The organism is Duganella rivi (genome assembly GCF_009857435.1).
GTDB classification, from domain to species: domain Bacteria; phylum Pseudomonadota; class Gammaproteobacteria; order Burkholderiales; family Burkholderiaceae_D; genus Rugamonas; species Rugamonas rivi.
In genome coordinates this window covers 118636-143720 of sequence record NZ_WWCK01000007.1, presented here as the reverse complement: position 1 = coordinate 143720, position 25085 = coordinate 118636, and the positions used below count along the sequence as shown (strand labels likewise).

General features: G+C 61.1%; 22 protein-coding genes. 6 read left to right on the top strand and 16 right to left on the bottom strand.

Annotated features, from left to right (window positions below; genetic code table 11):
- Window positions 1–302: 302 nt before the first annotated feature.
- Both GTP45_RS23565 and GTP45_RS23560 read right to left on the bottom strand, forming a co-directional pair.
- Window positions 303–857, bottom strand: a complete 555-nt coding sequence (locus GTP45_RS23565; RefSeq protein ID WP_161016313.1) for a Panacea domain-containing protein — start codon at window positions 855–857, stop codon at window positions 303–305.
- Between the two features lie 88 nt (window positions 858–945).
- Complete coding sequence (locus tag GTP45_RS23560) at window positions 946–2403, bottom strand: sulfatase-like hydrolase/transferase (RefSeq protein ID WP_161016312.1); 1458 nt, start codon at window positions 2401–2403, stop codon at window positions 946–948.
- Window positions 2404–2555: 152 nt separating this feature from the next.
- Between GTP45_RS23560 and GTP45_RS23555 the strand changes: the two genes are divergently transcribed.
- Window positions 2556–3782 (top strand): M28 family peptidase, encoded by a 1227-nt coding sequence (locus tag GTP45_RS23555; RefSeq protein ID WP_161016311.1) that lies wholly within the window; start codon window positions 2556–2558, stop codon window positions 3780–3782.
- On the opposite strand, the gene GTP45_RS23550 is transcribed toward GTP45_RS23555, so the two are convergent.
- The gene (locus GTP45_RS23550; RefSeq protein ID WP_161016310.1) at window positions 3772–4662 is read right to left on the bottom strand and encodes a LysR substrate-binding domain-containing protein; all 891 of its coding nucleotides are present in this window, start codon (window positions 4660–4662) and stop codon (window positions 3772–3774) included. The two genes, GTP45_RS23555 and GTP45_RS23550, sit on opposite strands and share 11 nt — an antisense overlap.
- Window positions 4663–4763: 101 nt before the next feature.
- Here GTP45_RS23550 and GTP45_RS23545 point away from each other — a divergent pair, with 101 nt between their 5' ends.
- Both GTP45_RS23545 and GTP45_RS23540 read left to right on the top strand, forming a co-directional pair.
- Entirely contained in the window at window positions 4764–5162 is a 399-nt protein-coding gene (locus GTP45_RS23545; protein ID WP_161016309.1) for a tautomerase family protein, read from the top strand.
- Window positions 5159–5707: a DUF4865 family protein gene (locus GTP45_RS23540; protein ID WP_161016308.1), complete on the top strand. Its 549-nt coding sequence runs from the start codon at window positions 5159–5161 to the stop codon at window positions 5705–5707. The genes GTP45_RS23545 and GTP45_RS23540 overlap by 4 nt, the downstream gene beginning before the upstream one ends.
- On the opposite strand, the gene GTP45_RS23535 is transcribed toward GTP45_RS23540, so the two are convergent.
- The 11 genes from GTP45_RS23535 to leuS form a co-directional block, all read right to left on the bottom strand.
- Window positions 5699–7156 carry a flagellin N-terminal helical domain-containing protein gene (locus GTP45_RS23535; protein ID WP_161016307.1) on the bottom strand — a complete coding sequence of 486 codons (1458 nt, stop codon included), beginning with the start codon at window positions 7154–7156 and terminating at the stop codon, window positions 5699–5701. The genes GTP45_RS23540 and GTP45_RS23535 overlap by 9 nt on opposite strands.
- Window positions 7157–7240: 84 nt before the next feature.
- Window positions 7241–8836: an SEL1-like repeat protein gene (locus tag GTP45_RS23530; protein ID WP_161016306.1), complete on the bottom strand. Its 1596-nt coding sequence runs from the start codon at window positions 8834–8836 to the stop codon at window positions 7241–7243.
- Between the two features lie 9 nt (window positions 8837–8845).
- On the bottom strand, window positions 8846–11098 hold the full coding sequence (locus tag GTP45_RS23525; RefSeq protein ID WP_229258624.1) for a putative bifunctional diguanylate cyclase/phosphodiesterase: 2253 nt from the start codon (window positions 11096–11098) through the stop codon (window positions 8846–8848).
- A gap of 7 nt (window positions 11099–11105) precedes the next feature.
- On the bottom strand, window positions 11106–13256 hold the full coding sequence (locus GTP45_RS23520; RefSeq protein WP_166454722.1) for an HDOD domain-containing protein: 2151 nt from the start codon (window positions 13254–13256) through the stop codon (window positions 11106–11108).
- 207 nt (window positions 13257–13463) lie between these two features.
- Window positions 13464–14744: a multidrug effflux MFS transporter gene (locus GTP45_RS23515; protein ID WP_161016304.1), complete on the bottom strand. Its 1281-nt coding sequence runs from the start codon at window positions 14742–14744 to the stop codon at window positions 13464–13466.
- Between the two features lie 95 nt (window positions 14745–14839).
- Complete coding sequence (locus GTP45_RS23510; RefSeq protein WP_371874501.1) at window positions 14840–16042, bottom strand: THUMP domain-containing class I SAM-dependent RNA methyltransferase; 1203 nt, start codon at window positions 16040–16042, stop codon at window positions 14840–14842.
- Window positions 16043–16084: 42 nt separating this feature from the next.
- Window positions 16085–16501, bottom strand: coding sequence for a CopD family protein (locus GTP45_RS23505; RefSeq protein WP_161016303.1), 417 nt, complete (start codon window positions 16499–16501; stop codon window positions 16085–16087).
- Between the two features lie 8 nt (window positions 16502–16509).
- Complete coding sequence (locus GTP45_RS23500) at window positions 16510–17781, bottom strand: glutamate-5-semialdehyde dehydrogenase (RefSeq protein WP_161016302.1); 1272 nt, start codon at window positions 17779–17781, stop codon at window positions 16510–16512.
- A 20-nt stretch (window positions 17782–17801) separates the two neighbouring features.
- Window positions 17802–18818, bottom strand: a complete 1017-nt coding sequence (holA, locus tag GTP45_RS23495) for a DNA polymerase III subunit delta (RefSeq protein WP_161016301.1) — start codon at window positions 18816–18818, stop codon at window positions 17802–17804.
- A 9-nt stretch (window positions 18819–18827) separates the two neighbouring features.
- Window positions 18828–19439, bottom strand: coding sequence for an LPS-assembly lipoprotein LptE (locus tag GTP45_RS23490; protein ID WP_161016300.1), 612 nt, complete (start codon window positions 19437–19439; stop codon window positions 18828–18830).
- Window positions 19440–19447: 8 nt separating this feature from the next.
- The gene (leuS, locus tag GTP45_RS23485; RefSeq protein ID WP_161016299.1) at window positions 19448–22069 is read right to left on the bottom strand and encodes a leucine--tRNA ligase; all 2622 of its coding nucleotides are present in this window, start codon (window positions 22067–22069) and stop codon (window positions 19448–19450) included.
- A gap of 206 nt (window positions 22070–22275) precedes the next feature.
- Between leuS and GTP45_RS23480 the strand changes: the two genes are divergently transcribed.
- Genes GTP45_RS23480 through map form a run of 3 tightly spaced genes read left to right on the top strand, consistent with a single transcriptional unit; the run spans window position 22276 to window position 24346 of the window.
- The gene (locus tag GTP45_RS23480; protein ID WP_161016298.1) at window positions 22276–23043 is read left to right on the top strand and encodes a helix-turn-helix transcriptional regulator; all 768 of its coding nucleotides are present in this window, start codon (window positions 22276–22278) and stop codon (window positions 23041–23043) included.
- 37 nt (window positions 23044–23080) lie between these two features.
- The gene (locus tag GTP45_RS23475) at window positions 23081–23446 is read left to right on the top strand and encodes a VOC family protein (RefSeq protein ID WP_161016297.1); all 366 of its coding nucleotides are present in this window, start codon (window positions 23081–23083) and stop codon (window positions 23444–23446) included.
- A 45-nt stretch (window positions 23447–23491) separates the two neighbouring features.
- The gene (map, locus tag GTP45_RS23470; RefSeq protein WP_161016296.1) at window positions 23492–24346 is read left to right on the top strand and encodes a type I methionyl aminopeptidase; all 855 of its coding nucleotides are present in this window, start codon (window positions 23492–23494) and stop codon (window positions 24344–24346) included.
- Here map and GTP45_RS23465 read toward each other — a convergent pair.
- Both GTP45_RS23465 and GTP45_RS23460 read right to left on the bottom strand, forming a co-directional pair.
- Complete coding sequence (locus GTP45_RS23465; protein ID WP_161016295.1) at window positions 24333–24659, bottom strand: barstar family protein; 327 nt, start codon at window positions 24657–24659, stop codon at window positions 24333–24335. The two genes, map and GTP45_RS23465, sit on opposite strands and share 14 nt — an antisense overlap.
- Window positions 24659–25084, bottom strand: a complete 426-nt coding sequence (locus GTP45_RS23460) for an ExbD/TolR family protein (RefSeq protein ID WP_161016294.1) — start codon at window positions 25082–25084, stop codon at window positions 24659–24661. The genes GTP45_RS23465 and GTP45_RS23460 overlap by 1 nt, the downstream gene beginning before the upstream one ends.
- Window position 25085 lies beyond the last annotated feature (1 nt).

Here is a 25085-nt window from a genome sequence, read left to right as displayed (position 1 = left end):
ATGAGCAACGCGGAAGGCCCCGGCCTGCCCCCGTTGCGCCAACTCGGCATCATCGAATTCGTAGTACTCGATTAAGCAAACCCATGTTGGCTTAGGAAATTGGCAGCAGTTCTGCACCAAGTGAAAACACGGATATCTGTGCCGGTTTTGGCAGCCGTACGTCAGCAGATAGCGCCATCCTTTTGATGTCGTCTTTACGAACACGGTAGTGCCAAGGGCGCGGCCTAGCGAAATGAGGTATTTATCACGAACTGAGCCGTCGTGAAAAACAAAGTTGGGGAAGTAGATAACCGTGCCCGGCGTCATATGCGAGAGAAGTTATTCTTCATCTCGGCGTGCTCGATACTCAGCGCTTCAATCTGCTCCGCCTCGGCTGCACGACTGGCCAATTCGTAAGGAATGTAGGCTTGCTTTTTACCCTGCACGTTGAAGATTTTATGCCACGGCTGGTTCTCTAGATGCGTAGCCTCAATCATCTCGTCAGCAGAAGAATCCTTGAACTCAGCCGCCAGACTTTCCAACAGCCTCAACTCGCGCTTGCTGAAAAGCCCAGCGTCGAAGTCTGCTTTAGGAGTGATGCTCAAGGCTTTGCCTTTAGCAAACTCTTGCAGCTTGAGATCCAACTTCTGTTGCATATCGGCTGCAGGCTGTTCAACTTCGTTTTGCAGTTCGACCGGAACCGGCCCTTTGGGCCAAGCAAAGTACTGCAAGCCAGTCACCGGCCGGCCAACATCTCGGTAATGTTGAAAATCCAGAAAATAGAGGAGCTTCCAAAGCTTTACTTTGCCAAGGTTGCGGGTGTTTTTTGCGAAAAAGACGATTGCGTTAAGCAATTTTTCGCGCTCATGGTTTTTCATTTTATTTGGCCGCCAAAGACGCACGTTTTCAGCTTATACCATTTTTACCCATCCTGACTGTGAGCTATATCAAGTAAGAAGCAAATCATTAGTGATCCTCTGGATCCGACCACAGCGCCATGTAGAGCTCCGAGCGGTTCAGCAGGTTTTTGTCCATCTCGGGCAGGCGGTCTTTCGGTGGTTGGACGGCATGCTGGTTGAAGCCGCTGTAGCCGAGCGCCATGCGGCCGCCGGTGACTTGGTAGCCGGTGAATTCGAGGATGGTCGGCATCAGGTCGAAGTGCAGTAACTGCTTGCGGTTGGGCGCCGGCGTGTCCTGCGAGATGAAGCTGTTGAAGATGGTGCGATCCGGCAGTTGCGACAGTTTCGGCGTAAGTGGATTTTTGCGCGACAGGTGGTCGCCCAGGATCACGATGTTGGTGTCCTCCAGGTAGCCGTTGTCGCGCGCATAGCGCACGAAGTCCGCCACCTCCGCCGCCGTGCACGACACCACGCCTTCAAAGCCGCTGTAGCCGCGCCGCGCGCAGCTTGCCGACAAGTGCCCTTCCGGTTCGTGCGTATCCACTGTCAGCAAGGTCAGATTGAATTTCTGCTTCGACGCCGACAGCTCGCGCAGCTTGCTCTTGGCGCGGCTGAACAAGTCGCCGTCGTACAAGCCCCAGCCATTCATATCGGCCGGTGCCACGCCGCTCTTCAGCCACTCCTCTTTGCCATACACCTCGTGATAGTGGTGCTGGCTGAGGAATTTATCCTTGCCCGCAAAGCTGGTCGACGCGCCGCCCATGAACACATTGCGATAGCCGCGCGCCGCCAGCAAGTCGGTCAGGCACACCGCGTTCTTGAGGAAGGAGTTCATCACCTGCCCTTGCGTGTTACCGTCGAAGATAGTCATCCGCTCCAGCGGCACGCCGCACTGGGTCGACACCATCGCCGCGATGGTCCAGCCGGTGCCCGGCACTTGCTGGTAATCGGTGAAGGTGGTCCCGTTCAACGCCGTCAGCGGCGCCAGTAGATCGCTGCCGAAAGTGGCTTTGGTGCTGTAGCCCTGCTCCAGGCTCTCGACATAAATCAGCACCAGGTTCTTCGGCTTACTCGCTACCACAGACACCTCTTCTGGTCGAACGTAGTTGGCGCCGAAATAATCGGGGCCGAAATCTGCTGTTACATACTTAAAGGCCGAGACGTCGCACATCCAGAACGTGGCCGCGCCAAACACCAGCAACTGCGGAAACCAGCGATGGATACGGTAGCACAGCACGTGGCAGCGTTGCGGCGCGCGCGCGATCACCGCGCGCAGCTTGGACTCGGCATAGAACATCAGCGCCAGCAACGCCAGCGGCGCTATCACGCACCAGCGCACGAAGCGCCATGTGACGGCAGGATCGACGGTGTCCATCAGCTCCACGCCGAAGTTCATGTGATAGGCGATCTGGTTCAAGTCTGGCTGGCCGAATGAGCGATGGATCCAGTAGCTAAAGCAAAACAGGAAGATCGCCAGGAAGTACAGGCAGCTGCGCAGCAGGCGTGAGCGGAGTGTGTTGTTCATGCCCCCATCTTCGCTATCCAACTTGTCTGCAAAGTTGCGCCGCGTGGTGGTTTTGTATCGTAGTGTTGTGCAGCGCTTACATAGATTTACTTCGCATTGCCGCTTAACTGATGCACAATGTCCGGGCCTCTTTTTGACCACAAGGACGGAACATGAAAGCAGTTTTAGGTTTGAGCATTGCGCTGGCATTCGCCGCGCCGCTGGCGTCGGCGCAAGCGCCGGCTGATCCCATCTCGGTGCTGGTGAACCAGCTGGAGCTGGAGAAGTACAAGGCCACCATCAAGAGCCTGACCAAATTCGGCGACCGCCGCCAAGGCACCGAGCGCAATCGTCAAGCGCTTGACTGGATCGAGGCGCAACTCAAATCCTATGGCTGCACCAACACCGAACGCCTGCAATATCAATTTACACAGCCGGCGCCAGGCGAACCTGCGCCGAAGCGCGCGCCCGGTATTCCGAGCGGCGGCGCCGGCGGCCCACCGGGCCAAGGCGGCAGCACCTTGTTCGGTAATCGCATCCCAACCGGCGTGAACACCGATCCAATGCGCCAGCCGGACGAACGCCTGCGCGCATTGAACGCCGAGCAAACGCCGGTCGGCACCTCGCTGCGCGAGAACGTCTATTGCACCAAGATCGGAACCACGCACCCGGAAGAGATGTACATCGTCAGCGCCCACATGGACGGCATCGGCTTTGGCGAAGCGGCCAACGACGACGGCTCCGGCACCGCGCTGGTGATGGAACTGGCGCGCATCTTCAGCATGCCGGGCGTGGAAACCGATCGCTCGATCCGCTTCATCTTGTGGAACAACGAGGAGACGGGTTTGAATGGCGCGGCCGCCTACGTCGAGCAGCGCAAGAATTTGCAGGGCATCGAATCGCCGAAAGGCTCGGGCAAGTATCCTGAACCGAAGTGGCTCGGCATGATCCAGCACGACATGATGATGTACGACCATGGCATGCCGATTCCGAAAGTGGGCGCGGACGGCAAGGTCACCTACGTGTCACCGCCGGAGCAGCGCCTGGAGGCGGACGTCAACATCGAGTATCAGTCGGTGTCGAAACAGGCCGAGGGTTCGGCCAAGCTGGCGTGGGCCTTCCGCGCAGCGAATGACAAGTACGCGACCAACTACCCGGCCGCTGTCGGCTTCCACATGACGAACACGGATTCGACGCCGTTCATGGATCTGGTGCCATCGATCTCGCTGCGCGAGAACGAGCGCGGACAGCAAATCGGCGCAGGTTGGAATCCGAACTGGCACCAGCCGACCGACAACTACGATAACTACTCCGACAAGGACTTCCTGCTTGGCCTGAACGCCGCGCAGACCACCTTGTCCGGCGTGGCGCAGCTGGCCGGTGTGCGCATCAAGAAGTAAGCGCTTGCAGCACGATGTCGTGCAGGCGCTGCGCCGGCGGGTTGAGTTCCGCTTCGGCGCGATGCAGGCGCAGGCCGACATCGGGTAGTGGCGGCAGCCATGGTGCGTCGTGCGTGTCCAGCACGCGTAGCGACGGCGGCAAGCCAAGCTCTGTACGCACCGTCACGCCCAGTCCTGCCGCCGCAGCGGCCCACACGCCGGACAAGCCGGGACTCGTGAAGGCAATCCGCCACGGGATGCCCGCTTGATCCAGCGCGCGGATGGCGGCACTGCGCATGATGCAGGGCGCGTCCATCATCACCAGCGGCAGCGGTTCATGCGCATCGCGTGCATTGCCATCCAGCGCCAGCCGAGCTTCATCCGTGGCGCCGATCCAGCGCATCGGCAGGCGGTTCACATCTACTGCGTGCGGCGCTGCGACGCCGTTATCCCACGCCAGCGCCAGATCCAGTTTTCCTCCGCCCAGTAGCTCCATCAATTCCGAATTGCGCGCCACCCGCGCCTCGATGCGCACTTGCGGATGCACGCGGGTGAAGCGGCCCAGCACCTCGGTCAACATTTGTTCGCCGAAGTCTTGCTGGATGCCGAGCCGCACGCTGCCGGCCAGTTCGGCGCCGCGCACGGCGGTTGCGGCTTCGTCGTTCAGCTCCAGCAGGCGGCGCGCGTAGCCGAGCAGCGATTCGCCCGCTGGCGTGGTGGCCATGCCTCGGCCTTCCTTGCGCAGTACCGGCATGCCTAGTTGGTCTTCCAGTTTTTTCAGCTGCGCGCTGACGGCGGAGGTGGAGCGGCCCAGCCGGTCGGCGGCCTTGGCAAAGCTGCCCATATCGACGCCGGTGACGAAGGTGCGCAGGACGTCGAGGTCAAAGGTGATGCGGCGCATAACCATCCTGATTTATCGAACTGTTGATCAAAATATTCCTGATTTTCAGGATCAAGTTAGGCGGGTATCGTGTGGATGTCAACCAAAAAAGGAGGGTCATCATGCCGATGAGCCGTATTTCGCTATTGAAGGGGAAGTCGCCTGAGTACATCCGCGCGCTGGGCGATAGTTTGCAGCGGGCGATGGAGGAGTCGTTCAATGTGCCGAAGAATGACCGCTTCCAGCTGGTGCATCAGCATGAACCTTACGAGATGATGTTTGATCGATCCTACGAGGGCGGGCCGCGTTCAGACGATTTTGTGCTGTTTGCGATCACCATCGGCAAGCCGCGCAGCACGCAGTTGAAGCAGGCGTTTTATCGGCGGCTGGTGGAGTTGCTGGCGGAGTCGCCGGGCTTGCGGCCGGAAGATGTGATGATTGTGGTGTCGTCCTCCCAAGGCGATGATTGGTCGTTTGGCGGCGGGCGTCCTGCTGCATCGTTGATGGGAGTGCGGTCATGATCGCGATGCAGTATAGCTTTGTGCTGCCAGCGGATTACGATATGGGCGTGGTGCGCGAGCGCATCGCGGTGAAGGGGCCGTTGCTCGATGATTTGCCGGGATTGGTGTTTAAGGCGTATCTGCATGCGGTGGAGCCGGAACAGACGTATGCGCCGTTTTATTTGTGGCGCGATGAGGAGGCGATGCACGGCTTTCTCAATGGGCCGGCGTTTGCTGGGGTGGCGCGGGCGTTTGGTTGGCCTTCGGTGAAGACTTGGACGCCTTGGCATGCGAGCATTGGTGCTGACGTGCGGCAGGCGCGGTTTGCGACGCGCGGGGAGGTGGTGATTGCGCCTTATAGTTCGCTGAGTGAACTGCGTCTACAGGAAGAAGCGACCGCGCAGCGGACGTTGGCGGGCGGCGCGTTGGCGGTGGTGATCGGCTTCGAGCCGGTGACTTGGACTATCACGCGGCTATGCCTGTGGCGCGACGCGCCGGCCCACGCGGCTGGCGAGCGGCGCTACGACGTCGGCCACATGTCGGCGCCGGGATTCGCGCTAGCGTAGGAGCAGCAAGGCTTGCTGGGGCATGGCGTTGGCTTGGGCGACGATGGAGGCGCCGGCTTGGCGCAGGATCTGGCTGCGCGTTAGTTGGGCGGCTTCGTCGGCGTAGTCGGCATCGAGGATGCGCGAGCGGGCGGCCGATAGATTGTCTGCGGTGTTGCCGGCGTTGCTGGCCGCTGCCGTCAGGCGATTGCTGATCGCGCCCAACTGCCCGCGTATATCGCTGACCTCATCGAGCTTGCCATCGAGGTAGTCCAAGGCATCGCTTGCGCCGCTGAAGGTCGACAAATCCATGGCCGGCTCGCCTGCCGTGTAAACCGACATCTCCTGGTAATCCGGCGGCCCGTTGCGCACCGATGCCTGCACCCCGGCACTCAATCCCGCCTGCGCCGGATTGGCGCCGCCAATGCGCATGCTGTGCGCGCCCGGACGCGGTGCTTCATTGACCGTCACTGCGCCCTTGTACGAGCCGCCATTCAGCCCCAAAGAGCCGAGCGCCCCCGCCGCCGCCTCCGACAAAATAATGTCGCGCCCATCGGCCGCCGTCAGCGTCAGCGTGCCGCCATTGGCGCTGGCCGTGACGCCGCTGGTCGCCGCAGTCGCGCTGATCGCCCCCGCCGCACTGGCCGCGCGCGCTGCCGCCGTGGCGCCGGCTATCGGCCCCACATTCACGCCATTCACCGAGAACGACGCATTCGCCAGCGCGCCAGTAGCGCCAACCGCGCCTTCCACCGTGGTGGTCGCCGTTGCCGACACATTGCGGACATTGGAGCCATTGATCGCCGCCGCCACCGCGTATGCGCTATCCGCGCCCTGCCCTGCCAGCGCACCCGCCGCCGAGGCGTTCACCGCCGCGTTATTGATCACAAGGTCGCCAAACTTCAACGCCCCCAGCACCGTCGAACCCACCGAGGTCACCTCCTGCGGCGCCATGTCCACCATCCCGGTCGTGTAGCCGGCCGTGATGATCGCGCGCGGGATCGCCAGCTGCATGGTCTGGCCGCCGTTCGCCCCCACCTGCAACTGCTGCGAGAACGAACCATCGAGCAGCCGCTGATTGTTGAAGCGCGCGCCATCGACAATATCGACATTGGCCGCCACCAGCGCATTCACCTCCAGCTGTATGGCTGCCCTGTCAATCTTGCTGTTCGTATCATTGGCCGCCTGCACCGCCAGCTCGCGCATGCGCTGGTAGTTCGCTGCCAGTGCACCCGCCGCGCCATCGGCCACCTGCACTAGCGAAATGCCATCATTGATATTTTGATTCGCCCGCCGCAGCCCATTAATCTGCGACGTCATACGCGAACTCACTGCCTGCCCCGCAGCATCGTCGCGTGCGGAGTTAATCCGCTGGCCGCTCGACAGCCGTTGCAGACGCACGGCCATATCCTCGCCCGAGCGCGTAAGACTGCGCTGGGCGTTCAGAGAGGCGATGTTAGTGTTGATCTGCATGGGCGGCCGTCATCCCGAGCGCGGAATTGCGCTCGTCGTCTAAATAACGGCTACGGCGGGGGGAACTTGAAAGGAAGTCAGGACTTAGCCCGGCAGCATTTCCATGCGCTCGCGCGCCTGCGCCAACTGGAGCGGATCCATGCGGCTGGCGGCATTCGGCAGATAGCGCGCAGCGGCGTTGTAGCCGGCGCGTTCCGCCATGGTGAGCCACATCCACGCCTGCGCGGCGTCCGAGCGCACGCCTTGCCCGGCCAGGAACATCAAACCGAGATTGAACTGCGCCCGTGTATGTCCCTGCGAGGCCGCCTGCAAATACCAGTGATACGCCTGCGCGTAATCCTGCGGCAGACCGAGGCCATTGTCATAGCGCAGACCGAGCGCAAACTGCGCCTGCGTGTGCCCCTGCTCCGCCGCCTTCTGGTACCACAGGTTGGCCTGCCGGCAATCGGGCTGCGGGCCGTCGTCGTTGTCGTACAGGAGGCCAAGGCTATACTGCGCCGCCACATAATCCTGCTCGGCCGCGCGGCGATACCAGCTCATGGCCTTGCGATAATCCTGCGGTACGCCGCGTCCCGTTTCATAGCGCAGGCCGAGATCGAACTGCGCGCGCAAGTGGCCCTGGTCGGCCGCCTTGCGATACCAGAAAATCGCTTCCTGGTGATCGACCACCACGCCATGGCCTGCGTCATACAGCAAGCCTAGGTGATACTGCGCGCCGGGGAAGCCCTGCTCCGCCGCCTTGCGATACCAGAAATGCGCCTGCTCGTAATCCTGCTCAACGCCCTGCCCGTGGTCATACCGCAAGCCGAGATTATTCTGCGCCGCCGCGTGGCCTTGTTCGGCCGCCTTGCGATACCAGTCCAGCGCCTTCTGCTCATCGCGCGGCACGCCCTGGCCGTTATCGTAGATCAGCCCCAGGTTGAATTGCGAGCTGGCGTGATCCTGCTCCGCCGCGCGGCGATACCACAGGATGGCCTTCTGCGAATCCTGCGCAATGCCGTCGCCCTTGTCGAAGCGCAGCGCGAGGTTGAACTGCGCCGGTGCATAGCCTTGATCGGCGGCCTTGCGATACCACGACATGGCTTGCCCCACATCCTGCGGCACGCCCTGCCCGTTGTCATAACGCAGGCCGAGATTGAACTGCGCGCGCGCGTAGCCCTGCTCCGCCGCCTTGCGATACCAGAAGATAGCCTGCTTGAAGTCCTGCGGCACGCCTTTGCCGGTGTCGTACATCATGCCGAGATTATTTTGCGCGCCGGCGTCGCCTTGTTCGGCGGCCTTGCTGAACCAGTACATGGCCTGCTGCGTATCGTTAGGAACGCCCTGTCCCTTGGCGTACAGCCAGCCAAGGTTGTACTGCGCGGCTGCATAGCCCTGCTCCGCCGCGAGGCGATACCAGCCGGCCGCCTCTTCGAAATTCTGCTCGACGCCCTGGCCCTTTTGATACATCACGCCGAGGTTGTACTGCGCGTGTTCGAGTCCCGCCTGCGCGGCCTGGCGATACCAGACCACCGCCAGTTCAAAACTCTGCGCCACGCCCTGCCCATTGAAATACATAAAGCCCAGACTATGCTGGGCATTGGCGACGCCGCGTTCTGCCAGTCCCTTGACGCGTAGGAATTCAGCTGTGTAGGTGCTGCCGTTGTTCGCGTCGGCTTCGTTGGGACTGTATTTCGTCATGCTTTCTTATCAGGCTTGGATCGCAATCATCGCCGGTTGTTCGTCGACGGTGCTCGGCACCGCGTGCAGCATAGCGACCGATGGCGACGACCGGCGGTTCTGCTCTTGCAATACATCGATAAAGCTCGCCAGCGAAATCGGGCGATGGTACAGATAGCCCTGCATCGTGGTGCAGCCATTGGCTTCCAGGTAGCGCGACTGGACTTCGGTTTCCACGCCTTCCGCCACCAGGTGCAGACCCAGGCCGCGCGCGATCGAGATGATCGCCAGAATCACTGGATAGTGGCCGTTCTCGTCGTGGATCTCCTTGACGAAGGACTGGTCGATCTTGATGGTGTGGATCGGGAAGCGGTGCAAGTACGCCAGCGACGAATAGCCGGTGCCGAAATCGTCAATCGCCACCGACACGCCCAACTGGCACAACTTGTTCAGCTGTTCAATCGCATACTGCGGATTGCGGATGCAGATGTTCTCGGTGATCTCGACTTCGATCTGCGCCGGCGAAATGCCGTAGCGCGTCAGCGCGCCGCGCATCTTCTCGAAGAAGTCGCCGCGATCCAGATATTGCGGCGACAGATTCAGCGACAGGCGCAGCGCCTCGCCGCCGTGCGCATTCCAGTGCAGCAGATCGCGGCACAAGGCGCCCAGCATCCAGTCGGAGATCGGCAGCATCAGGCCATTCTCTTCAGCGAACGGCAGGAATTCGCCGGCCGAGAGCAAGCCGCGCTGCGGGTGGTTCCAGCGCATCAGTCCTTCCGCGCCGATGATGCGGCCGGTGGAGACGTCGACTTGCGGCTGGTAGTACATTTCCAGTTCGTTGTGCTCCAGCGCCTTGCGCAGCGCCTGCTCCAGCGCGATCTTCTGGTGCGATACGTCCAGCATCGAGTTGTGATAGAAGCTGTGGCCATTTTTGCCCAGCGCCTTCACCTGATACATGGCGATGTCCGCGTGGCGCAGCAGTTCATCGATGGTCTCGCCGTCGCCAGGATAGATGGCGATGCCGATCGAGGCCGAGATGTGCACCTGGTGGCCGTCCAGATCGAACGGACGTTGCAGGCTTTCGAGGAATTTATCGGCGATGGCCTTGGCGTCCTGACGGTCGCGCAGCTCCGGCAGCACGATGGTGAATTCGTCGCCGCCCTGGCGCGCCAGCGTATCGCCACGGCGCAGGCAGTCCTTCAGGCGTTGCGCCGCCTGTTGCAGCAGCTCGTCGCCCTTGACGTGGCCCAGCGTATCGTTGACCAGCTTGAAGCGATCCAGGTCGACAAACATCACCGCCAACTCAGTCAGCTTGCGCTTGGCCTGAATCACCGCCAGGCCCAGACGATCTTTGAACAGCATGCGGTTCGGCAGGTCGGTCAGGATATCGTGGTAAGCCTGGTATGAAATCACTTCCTCGGCGCGCTTGCGATCCGTGATGTCGCGCGCCACACCGTAGGTGCCGAAGAACTCGCGCGTCTTCACTTCGTGATCCGGGATGTGCATGCCGATCGCGTTCAGCGAAATCGTCATCAGCGTGTTGTTGAAGGTGCGCTCGACACCGCCGCCGGTATTGCACTTCAGGCGCAGCTCGACGTTGCGCGAAGCGCGTTCGTCGACGCGGCGTTCGTTGAAGGCGTAGCGCGCGCGCTCCTGGTCTTCGTCGTGCACGAGCACCGAGTAGTGCTTGCCGATCAGCTCTTCGCGGGTAAAGCCCAGCAGCTGCGTCACGCGGTCGTTCACGAAGGTGAACTTGCCCTCGTGGTTCAAGGTGTAGATGATGTCCGGCGACGAGTCCACCAGATAGCGGTACATCTTTTCCGAGTTCTCCAGCTTGGAGGCGATGCGCTCATTGTCGATGGCGAGGCGGCGTTTTTGCAGCGCGTTCTCCACCGTCTTGAGCAGCTCCTCACGGCTGTAAGGCTTGCGCAGGTAATCGTAGGCGCCGCGTTTCAGCGCGCCGATGGCCGCTTCGATGCCGACGTCGCCGCTCATCACGATCACGTCGCCGTCGATCTCGCGGGCGTTGATGTAGTCCATGATCTCGTGGCCGCTCATATCGGGCAGGCGCAGATCAAGCAGGATCAAGTCGAATTTCAGCTTGGTCAGCTGGGCCAGCGCTTCGCTGCCGCAGGTGGCGGTCACCAGGTGGTAATCACGGTCGCGCAGCAGTTCGTAGAGCGACGAGAGCAATCGGGGCTCGTCATCTACCAGCAGCAGGCGTGGACGGTTATCGTTGGACAAAGGTTCGACGGGGGCGAGGTCGACAGGGTTCAGGTTCATCATGGCCTTAAACGGAATCCATCACCCGCGATGGCACGCTGGCGACTTGGCTGGTACTGCCCTTGGCGGGCAGCAGGATTTCAAAGGTAGTACCCGTTTTGCCGGAGCGGCAGGTAATCAGGCCTTGCATTTTCTTGACCAGACTATGGACGATGGACAGTCCCAGTCCGTGATTGGCCCCCTCCTTACTGCTGCGCACAGGAGAGAACAGGTTGGCCAGCACGTCGGCCGACAGACCTGGGCCGGTGTCGCTGACCACCAGTTCCAGATACAGCTTGCGTTCACGATTCACATGACCGCGATTCGAAATCTCGATCTTGCCGCCGTCGGCCAGGGCTTCAACGGCGTTCTTGATCAGGTTCACCAGGATTTGTTTGAGCAGGTCGGCGTCGCCGTCGATTTCGGCCGGCTCCTCCTGCATGCGCACCACGATCTGCACCGAGGCCGGGACAAATTCCGTGGCGCGGAACAATCGCAGCACATCGTCCACCACCTTGCCCACGTCGGTGGTGCGCGCCGTCTCGGTCGGCTGCAAATCGGCCAAGCCGTTAATCAGCTGGCCGACGCGGTCGATCTCTTCGTTCAGGATCGACATCTCGCCGACCACAGGCTCGCGCTTGGCCAGCTTGCCGTCGAGGACAGACAGATAGTTCTTGATAATCGACAGCGGGTTGTTCACCTCATGCACCACACGGCGCGAGGCCTCGCGGTATTCTTCCGCCACATGCGCGATCTGGCGCTTGGCGTGACCGCGTTCGCTGATCGCCGTTTCCAGCGAAGCCGCAGCCTGCGTGCCGAACGATTGCAGGAAGCGCTCGCGCTTTTGCACGTGCGGCATCTGCCACGCCGGCAGGCCGCCGATCAGCACCCCGAGGCAGCGCTGGTTCGCCACCAGCGGCAGGCACACCATGCTCTCGCTGCCGAGAATGCGGAACAGCTGTTCTTCCGACACGTTGAGCACCTGGCCTTCGCGCTTGACATAAGCCAGCTTGCGTTCCAGTGCGGACTGCGCCACCGGGCCGCCCTTGTTCAATGGGATGACAAATTCCGCCAGCCGTTGCTGGCCTTCGCCGGTCGCCATGCCGTGCAGCGCATGGCCGGTTGGATTCTCCAGCAGCAGCACGGCGTTTTCAAAATCGAACAGAATGCGTGCCGAACGCGTGATAGCCTCCAGCAGACCGGCTTCGCCATGCTGGCGCGCGAAGGTCTGGCCCATCTCGGACACCAGCATGATGTTGCGCACTTCTTCCGACAAGCGTTGCTGCACCGGATCCACCAGCGGCGGCGCGTACGCGGCCGGCGCCACGATGTCGTCGGCGCCGGTCAGGTCGATGCCGAGGTAGTTGGCCGACTTCTCCACCTGGCGCGCGGCGTTCTTGATAATCAGCTCCAGCTGCGCGCTATCCAGATTGCACAGGCGCGCTGATTCGGCAATCGCCTGCTCCTGGTCGTCGTGGCAGCACAGCAGGTGCGCCAGGCGCACCATGCGGATCAGCGGGTGTGCGGCTTCCAGGCGGGTAATCGGCTCGTGGTGATACAGCACGCTGTCGGCCAGGAAGGAATCGAGGTTCCAGCGCTCGATCAGCCATGCGCCGGCCTCCGAGTGGGTGATTTGCAGCGTGCGCTGTTCAACCGCGCACAGGTCCTCGTCATCGCGTGCGGTGAAGTTGAAAGCGTATTCTTTCGGCGCAGTCGCCAGCAAGGCAAGGCGGCCGACGTTGTGCAGCAAGCCGGCGAGGTAAGCTTCCTCGACGTGTGGGTATTCCATCTGCTTGGCGATATCGCGCGCGATGACGGCCGTGGTGAGCGAGCCTTTCCAGAAGCCGCGCAGGTCGGTGCTGCCCGAGTGCGGGAAGCTGTTAAAGGTCTGGAATACCGATTCGCTGATCACCAGCGTCTTGATCATATCGGTGCCGAGCGACACCAGCGATTGTTCGAGGCCCACGGTGCGCGGATTGCGGTGGTAGGCCGAGCTATTGGCGACGGTCAGGATCTTGCTGGTCATCGCCGCGTCCTTGGCGATCAGCGCGGCGAGTTCCGGCATGCCGGCGTCATCAGCCTGCAAGTGCTCAATCAACTTGATGAGTATCTGCGGCATGGCCGGCAGACGGGCAATCAGCAGTCGATTGCGAATATCATGGTCAGATTGTTGATGCATCGTATCAAACATTGCCGCCAATAGACATCGATCAGGGGGCGGAACTCAACGGCTAAATTCCGCAAACGTTAGGCTTTATGCGGTCTCCCGGCGTTTTCTGGGCCGGGAAACATTGCCTTAAAAAATTATATTATCATAAAGTCTGATAATAACTTAACAGCAAGCAAAATTTCTTTCTAAACTAAGCCAATTTCCTGCCGTTAATGATTATCGCTCTGGATAGCGCAGTAATATGCTCCGGTAATAGCGCGACGTCAACCACAAAACGAGAGCAGAGGCACTAAAGGCCATCTGTCCTGCGGCTAACCACAGCGCCGAATGTGATAGAACCGGCGCAATGACGCCCGCCACGATGGCGCCCAGCAGGGTCACCGCGAACGATTGGCAGGATGCGACCGTGCCGCGGATGTGCGGAAACAGATCCAATGCCAGCAAGGTCGCCCCCGGCGCCACCACCGACATCCCGAAGGTATAAAACAGCATCGGCAGCACCGTCCACGGCAGCGCCGGCGGCAGGAACAGGTGGTAAATCACGTTCAGCGTGGAGGCCGACAGCAGGAAGCAGAAGCCGATCCCAATCTGTCGCGAAAATGTCATTTTTCCGGCAATGCGGTTGGCCGCCAGCGCGCCGAGGAAGATCCCGCCCACCGATGGAATGAACAGCCAGCCGAATTGCTCCGCGCCGAGGTGCAGCTCTTGCGGCAGAAATACCGGTGCGCCGGTGATATAGATAAACAGGCCGGCGAAGTTCAGCGCCACCACGCCGGTCTTCAGGTGGAACAGCGGCGAGCGCAGAATCTCGCCGTAGTTGCGCACCAGGAAACGCGGGTTGAATGGATGGCGTTTTTCAGGCGGCAGCGTCTCCGGCAGGCGGCGGTAGCAGTAGATGAACAGCAGCAGGCTGTAAGCCAGCAGCGACAGGAAGATGGCGCGCCAGTCGAACAGGGTGACGATCCACCCGCCCAGGATCGGCGCCACGGCCGGGGCGATGGAAAAGATCATGGTCACCAGCGACAGCAGGCGCGCGGCGGCGGCGTCTTCATACAGATCGCGGATGATGGCGCGGCCGACCACCACGCCGGCGCCGGCCGAGACACCCTGCATGATGCGGAACACCCACAAGTAATGGACAGTGTGGGCGGCAGCGCAGCCCAGCGTACCGATGGAGAACATGGCCAGCGAGACGAGGATGACGTTGCGGCGGCCGAAGGCGTCGGACAGCGCGCCGTGCCACAGCACCATGCCGGCGAAGGCCAGCATGTAGAAGGTCAGGCTTTGCTGCACTTCCAGCGGCGTGGCGTGCAAGGTCGCTTGAATATTCGGGAAGGCAGGCAGGTAGGCGTCGATCGAGAATGGGCCGATCATCGACAGGCCGGCCAGCATGACGGCAAGCGCGGTGGCAGTGAGCGGCTTGCGGTGCGATGGCTCGGGCGGAGGAATGTCCTCGATGGTGTCTTGGGGTACGTCGTCGGACGGAGTCGGGAACATAAACGTTTTCCTTGTTGCGCGTGCTTTCACCCCACACCGGTGCGCATAGGTTGGGGTCTGACCCGTAGGGTCAGACCCCGTGTGGCCCTGCGGGGTTAAGCGTCTTTTGGTTTTGCGGCTTCACGGCGGTTGAAGCCCGCCACCATATCGAAGCGGAACAAACGGCATTCCAGCGCGCCGTTGAAGAACGGCGTCTTGCGCGCTTCTTTCAAACGCAGCAGCTTAGGCACACCCAGATCCGCGGTGAACAAGAACACCGTCCAACCAGCAAAGCGCTGCTTCAAGGTGCTGCTGAAATCCGCATAGAAGCTGTTGGCCAGCTCGTCCTGCGCCAGCGAGCTATCGCCACGCACGCCGATACGCTCGCCGTACGGAGGATTGGTCAGCAAAATGCCCGGCTGCGCGGTCGGCGCCTGCACCTGCTGCGCCTCGATCTGCTTCAGCGGCACATCAAACAAAATGCCTGCACTACGCAGATTGTGCCGCGCCATCGCCACCATATCGCCCGAAATATCGGAACCAAAAATGGTCGGCTCGGCCGGCAGCGGATTCGGCTTGATCGACGTCTTCATATCCAGCCAAGGCTGCGGATCGAAGTCATGGAACTTCTCGAACGCGAAACGGCGGCGCGCACCCGGCGGCACGCCCTGCACCATCTGCGCTGCTTCGCACAGGATGGTGCCGGAGCCGCACATAGGGTCGAACAGCGGCATGCCCGGCTTCCAGCCCGACACGCGCAGCAGGCCTGCGGCCAGGTTCTCGCGCAGCGGTGCGTCGCCGGTTTCAGTACGCCAGCCACGTTTAAACAACGCTTCGCCAGAAGTATCGAGATACACGATAAACTGGTGCGCATCGACGAAGCCGAAGATGCGCATATCCGGCTCCTTGGTGTCCACCGAAGGACGCTTCTTGTATTGATCGAGGAAGCGGTCGCAGATCGCATCCTTGATTTTCAGCGTGGTGAACTCCAGGCTTTTCAGCGGCGACTTCACCGCCGTCAGATCAACGCGGATGGTGTGGTCGTAACCGAACCACTCCTCCCAAGGCTGCGCCAAGGTCAGGTCATAGATATCGTTCTCGTTTTTGTAGCCGCCAGCGGCCATGCGCATCAACACGCGCGAGGCAATGCGCGAGTGCAGGTTGATGCGATACGAATCTTCAAGGTCGCCGGAAGCGTGCACGCCGCCCGGGACTTCGTTGTGCACCTTCATGGTGGTGCTTTGTTGCGCGATCTCGCGCAGTTCTTCGGCTAACGCCGCTTCCATGCCGCGTGGGCATGGGCAAAAGAAGGATGCCATAGGTGTACCTTTTGTCCGTTAAAAAAAACTGCCGTTTTACGATTAAAACGGCTTCACTACTACCAAAATCACGATCGCCAGCATGATGAACACTGGCAGCTCGTTAAATACGCGGAACCACTTGTGGCTACGCTTGTTCTCACCGCGTTCAAACTTTTTCAGAATCGGGCCGCAGGCGTGGTGATAGCCGATCACCAGCACCACCAGCGTCAACTTGGCGTGCAGCCAGCCCGGCATGTGCACGCCGTACTGCATGTACACCAGGATCGCTCCGAAGATCACTGCAAACACCGACAACCACATTGAGAAGCGGTACAGCTTACGCGCCATCAGCAGCAGGCGCGCGGTGGTGTTTTTGTCGGTCTCCATCGCCAGGTTGACGAAGATGCGCGGCAGGTAGAACACGCCGGCCATCCATGCGATGACGAAGAAAATGTGCAGTGCTTTAATCCAGAGCATGTGATTCCTTATTGTCGAATTTCACCGTGGCCGAATACCACGTATTTCAGCGAGGTCAAACCTTCCAGTCCGACCGGGCCGCGCGCGTGCAGCTTGTCGTTCGAGATGCCAATTTCCGCGCCGAGGCCATATTCAAAGCCGTCTGCAAATCGCGTCGAAGCGTTGATCATCACCGAGGCCGAATCCACTTCGCGCAAGAAGCGCATCGCTGCCGAATGGTCTTCGGTGATGATGGACTCCGTATGCTTGGACGAGTAGGTATTGATGTGATCCATCGCCTCGTCCATATCCGCGACTACCTTGACCGACAAAATCGCGGCCAGATATTCGGTCGACCAATCCTCTTCGGTGGCGTCCACCAGGTGCGGATAGCCAGCCGCGCCAAGGATCGCTTTCGCTTCGGCGTCGGCGCGCAACTCGACTTCCTTGGTCGCGTACAGTTTCGCCAGTTCCGGCAGCACGGCCGGTGCGATTGAACGCGCTACCAACAGCGTCTCCATCGTGTTGCAGGTGCCGTAGCGATGGCACTTGGCGTTGAAGCCGATGTCTATCGCCTTCTTCATATCGGCCTTGCCGTCGATGTAGACGTGGCAGATGCCGTCCAGGTGCTTAATCATCGGCACCGTGGCTTCTTCCATCAAGCGCGCGATCAAGCCCTTGCCGCCGCGCGGCACGATCACGTCCACGTACTGCGGCATGGTGATCAGCGCACCAACGGCGGCGCGGTCGGTGGTCTCCACCACTTGCACGCCATCGGCCGGCAGGCCTGCGCCTTGCAAACCTTCCTTGACCAGCTTCGCCAGCGCGCGGTTGCAGTGGATCGCTTCCGAGCCGCCGCGCAGGATGGTGGCGTTGCCGCTCTTGATGCACAGGCCCGCCGCATCCACCGTCACGTTGGGACGCGATTCGTAAATGATGCCGATCACGCCCAGCGGCACGCGCATCTGGCCGACCTGGATACCGGTCGGGCGGAATTTCAGGCCGGAGATTTCTCCGATAGGATCGGGCAGTGCGACGATCTGGCGCAGGCCTTCCACCATCGTGGCAATCGCCTTGTCCGACAAGGCCAGACGATCAAGCATGGCCGGCTCCAGGCCATTGGCGGCAGCTGCGTCCATATCCAGCTTATTGGCGGCGCGCAGCGCGTCGGCGTCGCGTTCAATTGCATCGGCGATCAGCGTCAAGGCGCGGTTGCGCGCGGCGCTGTCGGCGCGGGCCATGGCGCGCGAAGCCTTGCGCGCCTGCTGGCCCAGTTGTTCCATGTAGTGCTTGGTGTCCATCGTTGTCCCGTTCGAGCGGGTCAGCCGCGGGCGACCTTCAACGCCAATTGGAGCATGGCGTCCCATGCGTCGCCTGCATGCGCTTTTGCGCGCAGACCCTTGATCATCTTGTCCACTTGCGCGGCGTCCTTCATTGCCGCTTCCAGCGTCGGCAGCGAAATGCGGCGCAGCGCTGGATCCATCATGCGTTCTTTCGGCCCCCAGATGCGATGCTCTTTCAGCAGCGCGCTCAGAGAACGGCCTTGCGCCATGCCCGCCTTCAGCTTGAGCAGCGTGCGGATTTCATCCGACACCGCCCACAGCACCAACGGCAAAGCTTCGCCCTCGCCTTTCAAGCCATCGAGCATGCGGATCAACCGCGCCGGATCGCCTGCCAGCATCGCTTCACTCAGCTTGAACACATCGTAGCGCGCCACATTCAGCACCGCCTCGTGTACCTGCTCGTAAGTGAGCTTGCCCGGCTCGTGCAGCAAGGCCAGTTTTTGAATCTCCTGATGGGCCGCAAGCAGATTGCCTTCCACGCGGTCTGCGATGAAATCAATGCTCTGCCGGTCTGCGCTCTGCCCTTGTTGGGCAAGGCGCTGGCCTATCCAATTGGGCAAATGCGCCCGTTCCACCTGCGGGATGTCGATATACACCGCCGCCTGCTGCAGCGCGGTCACCCACGCTGCCTTCTGCGTCTGCCAATCCAATTTCGGCAGCGTGATCAGAGTCAGATTATCTGGACTCAGATCCTTTACATAATTTTGCAGCGCCGCGCCGCCATCCTTGCCCGGCTTGCCGGTTGGGATGCGCAGCTCGATCAGCTTCTTATCGCCAAACAGCGACAAAGCCTGATTGGCCGCCAGCAGTTCGCCCCACTTGAAGCTGCGCTCCACGGTCAGCACATCGCGCTCGGAATAGCCTTGCGCGCGCGCCGCCTTGCGGATTTTGTCTGCGGCTTCCAGCGCCAGCAAATGCTCGTCGCTGGTGATCACGTACAGCTGCGACAGCGATTTGCTTAAATGGCCGTCGAGCGCCTCCAACCGTAATTGCATGCTGCGCCTTTACTGAACCGGCACGGCCGGCGGGATCGTCGACGGCTGGCCCGAAGGCTGTTTGCCGGTCGGTGCAGGACCTGGCGGCGGCAGCGACATACCTGCCGTTTTCACGGCAGCGATACGGCGCATCATCTGCTGCACCAAGTCGGTCTGCATGTCCTTGTACAGCAGCGCTTCTTCCTGCTCTTTTGCCAGCAGCTGCGTCTCATTAAAGTCGATAGGACGCGTCAGCGTGATCGCGGTCGGCGCCAGCAACTCGTTGCCTTGCTTGTCCAGCACGCGGAACACGATGTTGTAGGTCAGCAGATACTGACGCACGCGGCCATTGCTGTTCAGCGACAGAATGGTTTTGGTCTTGGTCTTTTCAGGATTGGTCAGCACTTCAATCACGCCGTCGGCATCCTTGGCGGCGTTGACCACCGTGGTGCCGCCGTTGGCGCGGATGTTGCGCTTCAAATCGATCGCCAATGGCGACGACTCCGGCAGTCCCACGTACAGCGTCGGGAACGGCAGCGTGTAATGGCCGCTGTCGCCGCGCAGGTGGAAGCCGCAGCCCGACAGCGCCAGCGCGGATGCCAGCACTGCCGCGCCCAAGAACTTCGAAGTAGTCGTCGCCATAATCTGCCTTACACCACGATGTTGACCAGTTTGCCCGGCACCACGATCACCTTCTTCGGCGTGCCTTCGATGAACTTCTGCACCGCTTCGTTAGCCAGTGCGGCGGCTTCGATGGCGGCCTTGTCGGCGCCCTTCGCGACCACCACGCTGCCGCGCAGTTTGCCGTTCACCTGAATCATCATCTCGATTTCCGACTGTTCCAGCGCTGCTGGATCAACTTGCGGCCATGCGGCGTCGAGGATGTCGCCGGCGTAGCCCAGCTCTTTCCACAGCACGTGGGTGATGTGCGGTGCCACTGGGTTCAGCAGGCGCAGGAAGATGGCGTAGCCTTCCGACAGCACGGCCGCTTCCACGTCCTTGGCCGATTCCAGCGTGTTCAGCATCTTCATGCAGGCCGAGACCACGGTGTTGTACTGGATGCGCTTAACGTCATAGTCGGCTTGTTGCAGCACCTTGTGCACTTCGCGGCGCAGGGCTTTGCCGACGTCGGTGGTGGCGGCGGCGCTCAGCGGCGCGCCAGCGGCGGCGATGCTTTCACGCTGCGCGTAGCCGAAGTTCCACACGCGCTTCAGGAAGCGGTTGGCGCCTTCCACACCACTGCCCGACCATTCCAGCGTTTGCTCTGGTGGCGAGGCGAACATGGTGAACAGGCGCGCGGTGTCGGCGCCGTATTGTTCGATTTGCGCTTGCGGATCGATGCCGTTGTTCTTCGACTTCGACATCTTCTCGGTGCCGCCGATTTGCACGGCCTGGCCGTCGTCCTTCAGGATCGCGCCTTGTGGGCGGCCTTTGTCGTCCACGGTCAAGTCAACGTCGGCTGGATTGAACCAGGTCTTCTTGCCGGCGGCGTCTTCGCGGTAGTAGGTCTCGTTCAGCACCATGCCCTGGGTCAGCAGGTTGGTGAACGGCTCGTCGAATTTCACCAGGCCGAAGTCGCGCATGACTTTGGTCCAGAAGCGCGCGTACAGCAAGTGCAGCACGGCGTGCTCGATACCGCCGATGTACTGATCCATCGGCATCCAGTAATCGTTGCGTGCATCGACCATCGAGTCCGCGCCTGGCGAGGTATAGCGCATGTAGTACCACGACGAATCGACGAAGGTATCCATGGTGTCGGTTTCGCGGCGCGCTGGCTTGCCGCACTGCGGGCAATCGCAGGTCAGGAAGGCTTCGTACTTGTTCAGCGGGTTGCCGCTGCCGTCTGGTACGCAGTCTTCCGGCAGCACTACCGGCAGATCTTTTTCAGGCACCGGCACCGAGCCGCAATCGGCGCAGTTAATCATTGGGATAGGCGTGCCCCAGTAGCGCTGGCGCGAGATGCCCCAGTCGCGCAGGCGGAAGGTGATCTTCTTCTCGCCCAGGCCTTTGGCGGCCATGTCGGCGGCGACGGCATCCACGGCTTCTGCGTAGCGCAGGCCGTCGTACTTGCCGGAGTTGGTGACGATCGAAACTTCCTTGTCACCGTACCACTCTTGCCAGGCTTCGGTCGAGTACTCTGGGTTCTCGGCGGTGGTGATGACTTGCTTGATCGGCAGATTGTATTTTTTGGCGAAGGCGAAATCGCGCTCGTCGTGCGCAGGCACGCCCATCACGGCGCCGTCGCCGTAGGTCATCAGCACATAGTTGCCGACCCAGACTTCGACTTTATCGCCGGTGATTGGATGGGTGACGAACAGGCCGGTCGGCATGCCCTTCTTCTCCATCGTTGCCATATCAGCCTCGATCACCGAACCCAGTTTGCACTCGGCGTTGAACGCGGCCAGTTCAGGATTGGTTTGCGCAGCCAGCACGGCCAGCGGGTGTTCGGCGGCGACGGCGCAGAAGGTCACGCCCATCACGGTGTCTGGACGGGTGGTGAACACGTACATTTTGCCGTCGGTGATCAGGTTGCCATCGGCGTCCTTGATCTCGTGCGGGAAAGCGAAGCGCACGCCGGTCGATTTGCCGATCCAGTTCGACTGCATGATGCGCACGCGCTCAGGCCAGCCTGGCAGCTTGCTGTCGACGTGTTCCAGCAGTTCTTCGGCGTAGTCGGTGATGCGCGCGTAGTACATCGGGATCTCGCGCTTCTCGATCACCGCACCCGAGCGCCAGCCCTTGCCGTCGATGACTTGCTCGTTGGCCAGCACGGTCTGGTCGATCGGATCCCAGTTCACGGTGCCGGTCTTTTTGTAGATGATGCCTTTTTCCAGCATCTTCAGGAACATCCACTGGTTCCACTTGTAGTATTCCGGCTTGCACGCGGTCATTTCGCGCGACCAGTCGATGGCCAGGCCCATCAGCTCCATCTGCGAGCGCATGTGGGCGATGTTGGAGTAAGTCCACTGCGCTGGCGGCACGTTGTTGGCCATTGCGGCGTTTTCGGCCGGCATGCCGAACGCGTCCCAGCCCATCGGCATGAGGACGTTGTAGCCGTTCATGCGCAGGTAGCGGTACATCACGTCATTGATCGTATAGTTGCGGACGTGGCCCATGTGCAGCTTACCCGATGGGTAAGGCAGCATGGAGCAAGCGTAGTATTTACCTTTCGGGAAGCGCGGATCGTTCTCGACGGCTTTGTAGGCGTCGATCGCCTTCCAGTGGGATTGAGCGGCTTTTTCTACGTCGGCGGGACTATATTTATCTTGCATGATTGGTACAGGGCCATGAGTGAATATTGAACCTTACATTATACCTTGAGGCTGGGCGATTCATCGGGGTGGCGGCGCGCTGATTCTATAAATCTGCGGGCATATGCTTGAACCCCAAACCGGTGAGTCGCTGCCGGGGTCTGACCCCGTACGGGGTCAGACCCCTTTGTGGCCCTGCGGGGTTATACAAATGATATGCTTCTGCCATGTATTACTGCGAATACTTACCCCATCCAACCCTGGCCCCGTACGTGCAATGCGTTTGGGCGGCGCAGGCGCCGGCTTCGGCGCATGCGCATCGGGTGTTGCCGGATAATTGTGTGGATATTCTTTGGCAGGATGGCGGGCAACCGGGGTTTGCGGTTGGGATGATGTCGTCGGCCATTCTGGTCGCCAGCGAGCGGCCAGTACGGACGTTGGCGGTGCGCTTCAAGCCGGGCATGGCAGGATTGTTCCTTGCCACACCGATGCACGCGATGACCGATCAGCGGGCGGATATCGACCTGTTGTGGGGCCGCAGCGATGCCGACCGGCTGGCCGATGCGCTGTGGGATGGCGATGCGCCAGAACGCGCGCGATTGGCGTTGATTGAGCGGGAATTGCTGCGGCGCTTGCAAGCTGGCGGCGGCGCCGCGCGGCCGGCCGGCGAGGCACTGGCCCAAACAGCGCTGCGGGCACTGGAGGGCAGCGGCGGCGTGCTGCGCGTGGAGGATTTGGCGGCGCAATTGCGCGTCTCGCGCCAGCACTTGGCGGCGCAGTTCCGCCAGCATGTCGGGCTGCCGCCCAAGCTGTTTGCGCGGATTTGCCGCTTTCGGCAGGCCACCGCCGCCATCCGCACCACGCCCGCGCCAGAGTGGGCGCAGCTTGCGCTCGACTGCGGCTACTTCGACCAATCCCACCTGATCCACGACTTCCAGGAACTGGCCGCCACCACGCCAGAGCGATTCCATTTTTCCAATCAAAGCATTGCCTGATGTGCCATGATGGCGTTTTGACTATCTGGAGACAACAATGATCAAGGGATTGCGCACGGTAGCCTACCCGGTGGCCGATCTGGCCGCCGCCAAGGAGTGGTATAGCAAGGTATTCGACACCGCCCCCTACTTCGACCAGCCGTTCTACGTCGGCTTCAACATCGGCGGCTTTGAGCTGGGCCTAATCCCGGACGGCACGCCCGGCACCGCCGGCAGCGCGGTCTATTGGGGCGTCGATGATATTGAAGCGGAAGTCGCCCGCATCACTGCTCTCGGCGCTACCATCCATCACGACATTCAGGACGTCGGCGAAGGCATCCGCACTGTGGAATTGGCCGATCCTTTCGGTAACACGCTGTGCCTGATCCTCAACCCGCACTTCGATTTGAAAGCGGTACGTTAACGATTGTGGGACAATACCGCCTCAGTAAATAACGAGGTAGTCCCCATGTCGTCCAACCGCCGTAACGCCAATCTCATCAAAACGCCCGAGCAAATAGTTCAGGCCCGCGTCGCCGCCCAGCTGGCGGCCGACGTGCTGACCATGATCGCTCCACACGTCAAGCCGGGCGTGACCACGGCCTACCTCGACAAGCTGTGCAACGACTACATCGTCAACGTACAGCAGGCGATTCCGGCCAACGTCGGCTACGGCGGCTTCCCGGCCACCGTGTGCAGCTCGGTCAACCACGTGGTGTGCCACGGCATTCCTTCGGAAACGCAGGTGCTGAAAAACGGCGACATCATCAACATCGACGTGGCCGTGATCAAGGATGGCTGGCACGGCGACACCAGCCGCATGTACTACGTCGGCGAGCCAAGCAAGCCAACGCGCAAACTGGTGGAAACCACTTACGCGGCGATGTGGGCCGGCATCCGCGCGGTGAAGCCGAAGGCCACCTTGGGCGATGTCGGCTTCGCGATCCAGACCGTGGCCGAAAAGGCCGGCTACAGCGTGGTGCTCGATTACTGCGGCCACGGCATCGGCATGGTCTATCACGAAGATCCGCAAGTGACGCACTACGGCCGTCCGGGCCAGGGCCTGGTGCTCAAGCCGGGCATGCTGTTCACCATCGAGCCGATGATCAACGCCGGCAAGGCGGCCACCAAAGAATTGAGCGACGGCTGGACCGTCGAGACACGCGACAAATCCTTGTCGGCACAGTGGGAACACATGGTGCACGTGACCGAAACCGGCTTCGAGGTATTGACGCTGGCGCCGGGAGAAACCGGCGCCAAGGCCAACATCCCGAACGCGATTCCGGCCGGTGTCGAGCCGCCAGCCGCGCCTAGCGCAGCGTAAGCTTGAGGGCCGGCTTCTCGCCGTAGTCTTCGTAGCGCTCGTTGAGGCCGGCCACGCAGTAGGTGATTTCTTCGAGGATGTCCGGCACCGCGGCCTTCATCGCCTCGGCATCCTTGATGACGATCTCCAGCACTTCATTCGGCTTGAGCTTGAACTTGCTCATGCTGTCGTCATCGCGCAAGTAGCTCAGGCAATCCACCCACGCATCCATGGTATTGCCGTAAGAATCAGGGAAACCCATTGCGGCCTTGCACTCGGCGTGGAAGCTGTCGAAATCCTTGATCGCTGCGCCGTTCAGTTCTGCGGTAGCCATTATTTTTTCTCCTTGGGGTCCGTGACGAAGCCCAATTTCGTTAATCCATTGCTCTGCGCTGCGGCCATCACTTGGGCCACCACCTCATAGCGGGTGTCCTTGTCGGCGCGCAGTTGCAGTTCCGGTTGCGGGTCCAGCTTGGCCGCGTCGATCAAACGCGATTCCAGAGCCTCCCGCTCCACCGGGTCGTTATTCCAGAAAATTTTGCCCTTGCCGTCGATCGACAGCGTGACCGTGGCCGCCGGCGCCGATGGCGCGGTCGGCGCTTGCGCCTTCGGCAGTTCCAGCTGTACCGAGCCGGTAAACATCGGCGCCGCCAGGATGAAAATCACCAGCAGCACCAACATCACATCCACCATGGGCGTGACATTGATGTCGGCCATCGGGCCGGGATTGCGGTGGTGATTGAAAGCGCCAAAGGCCATG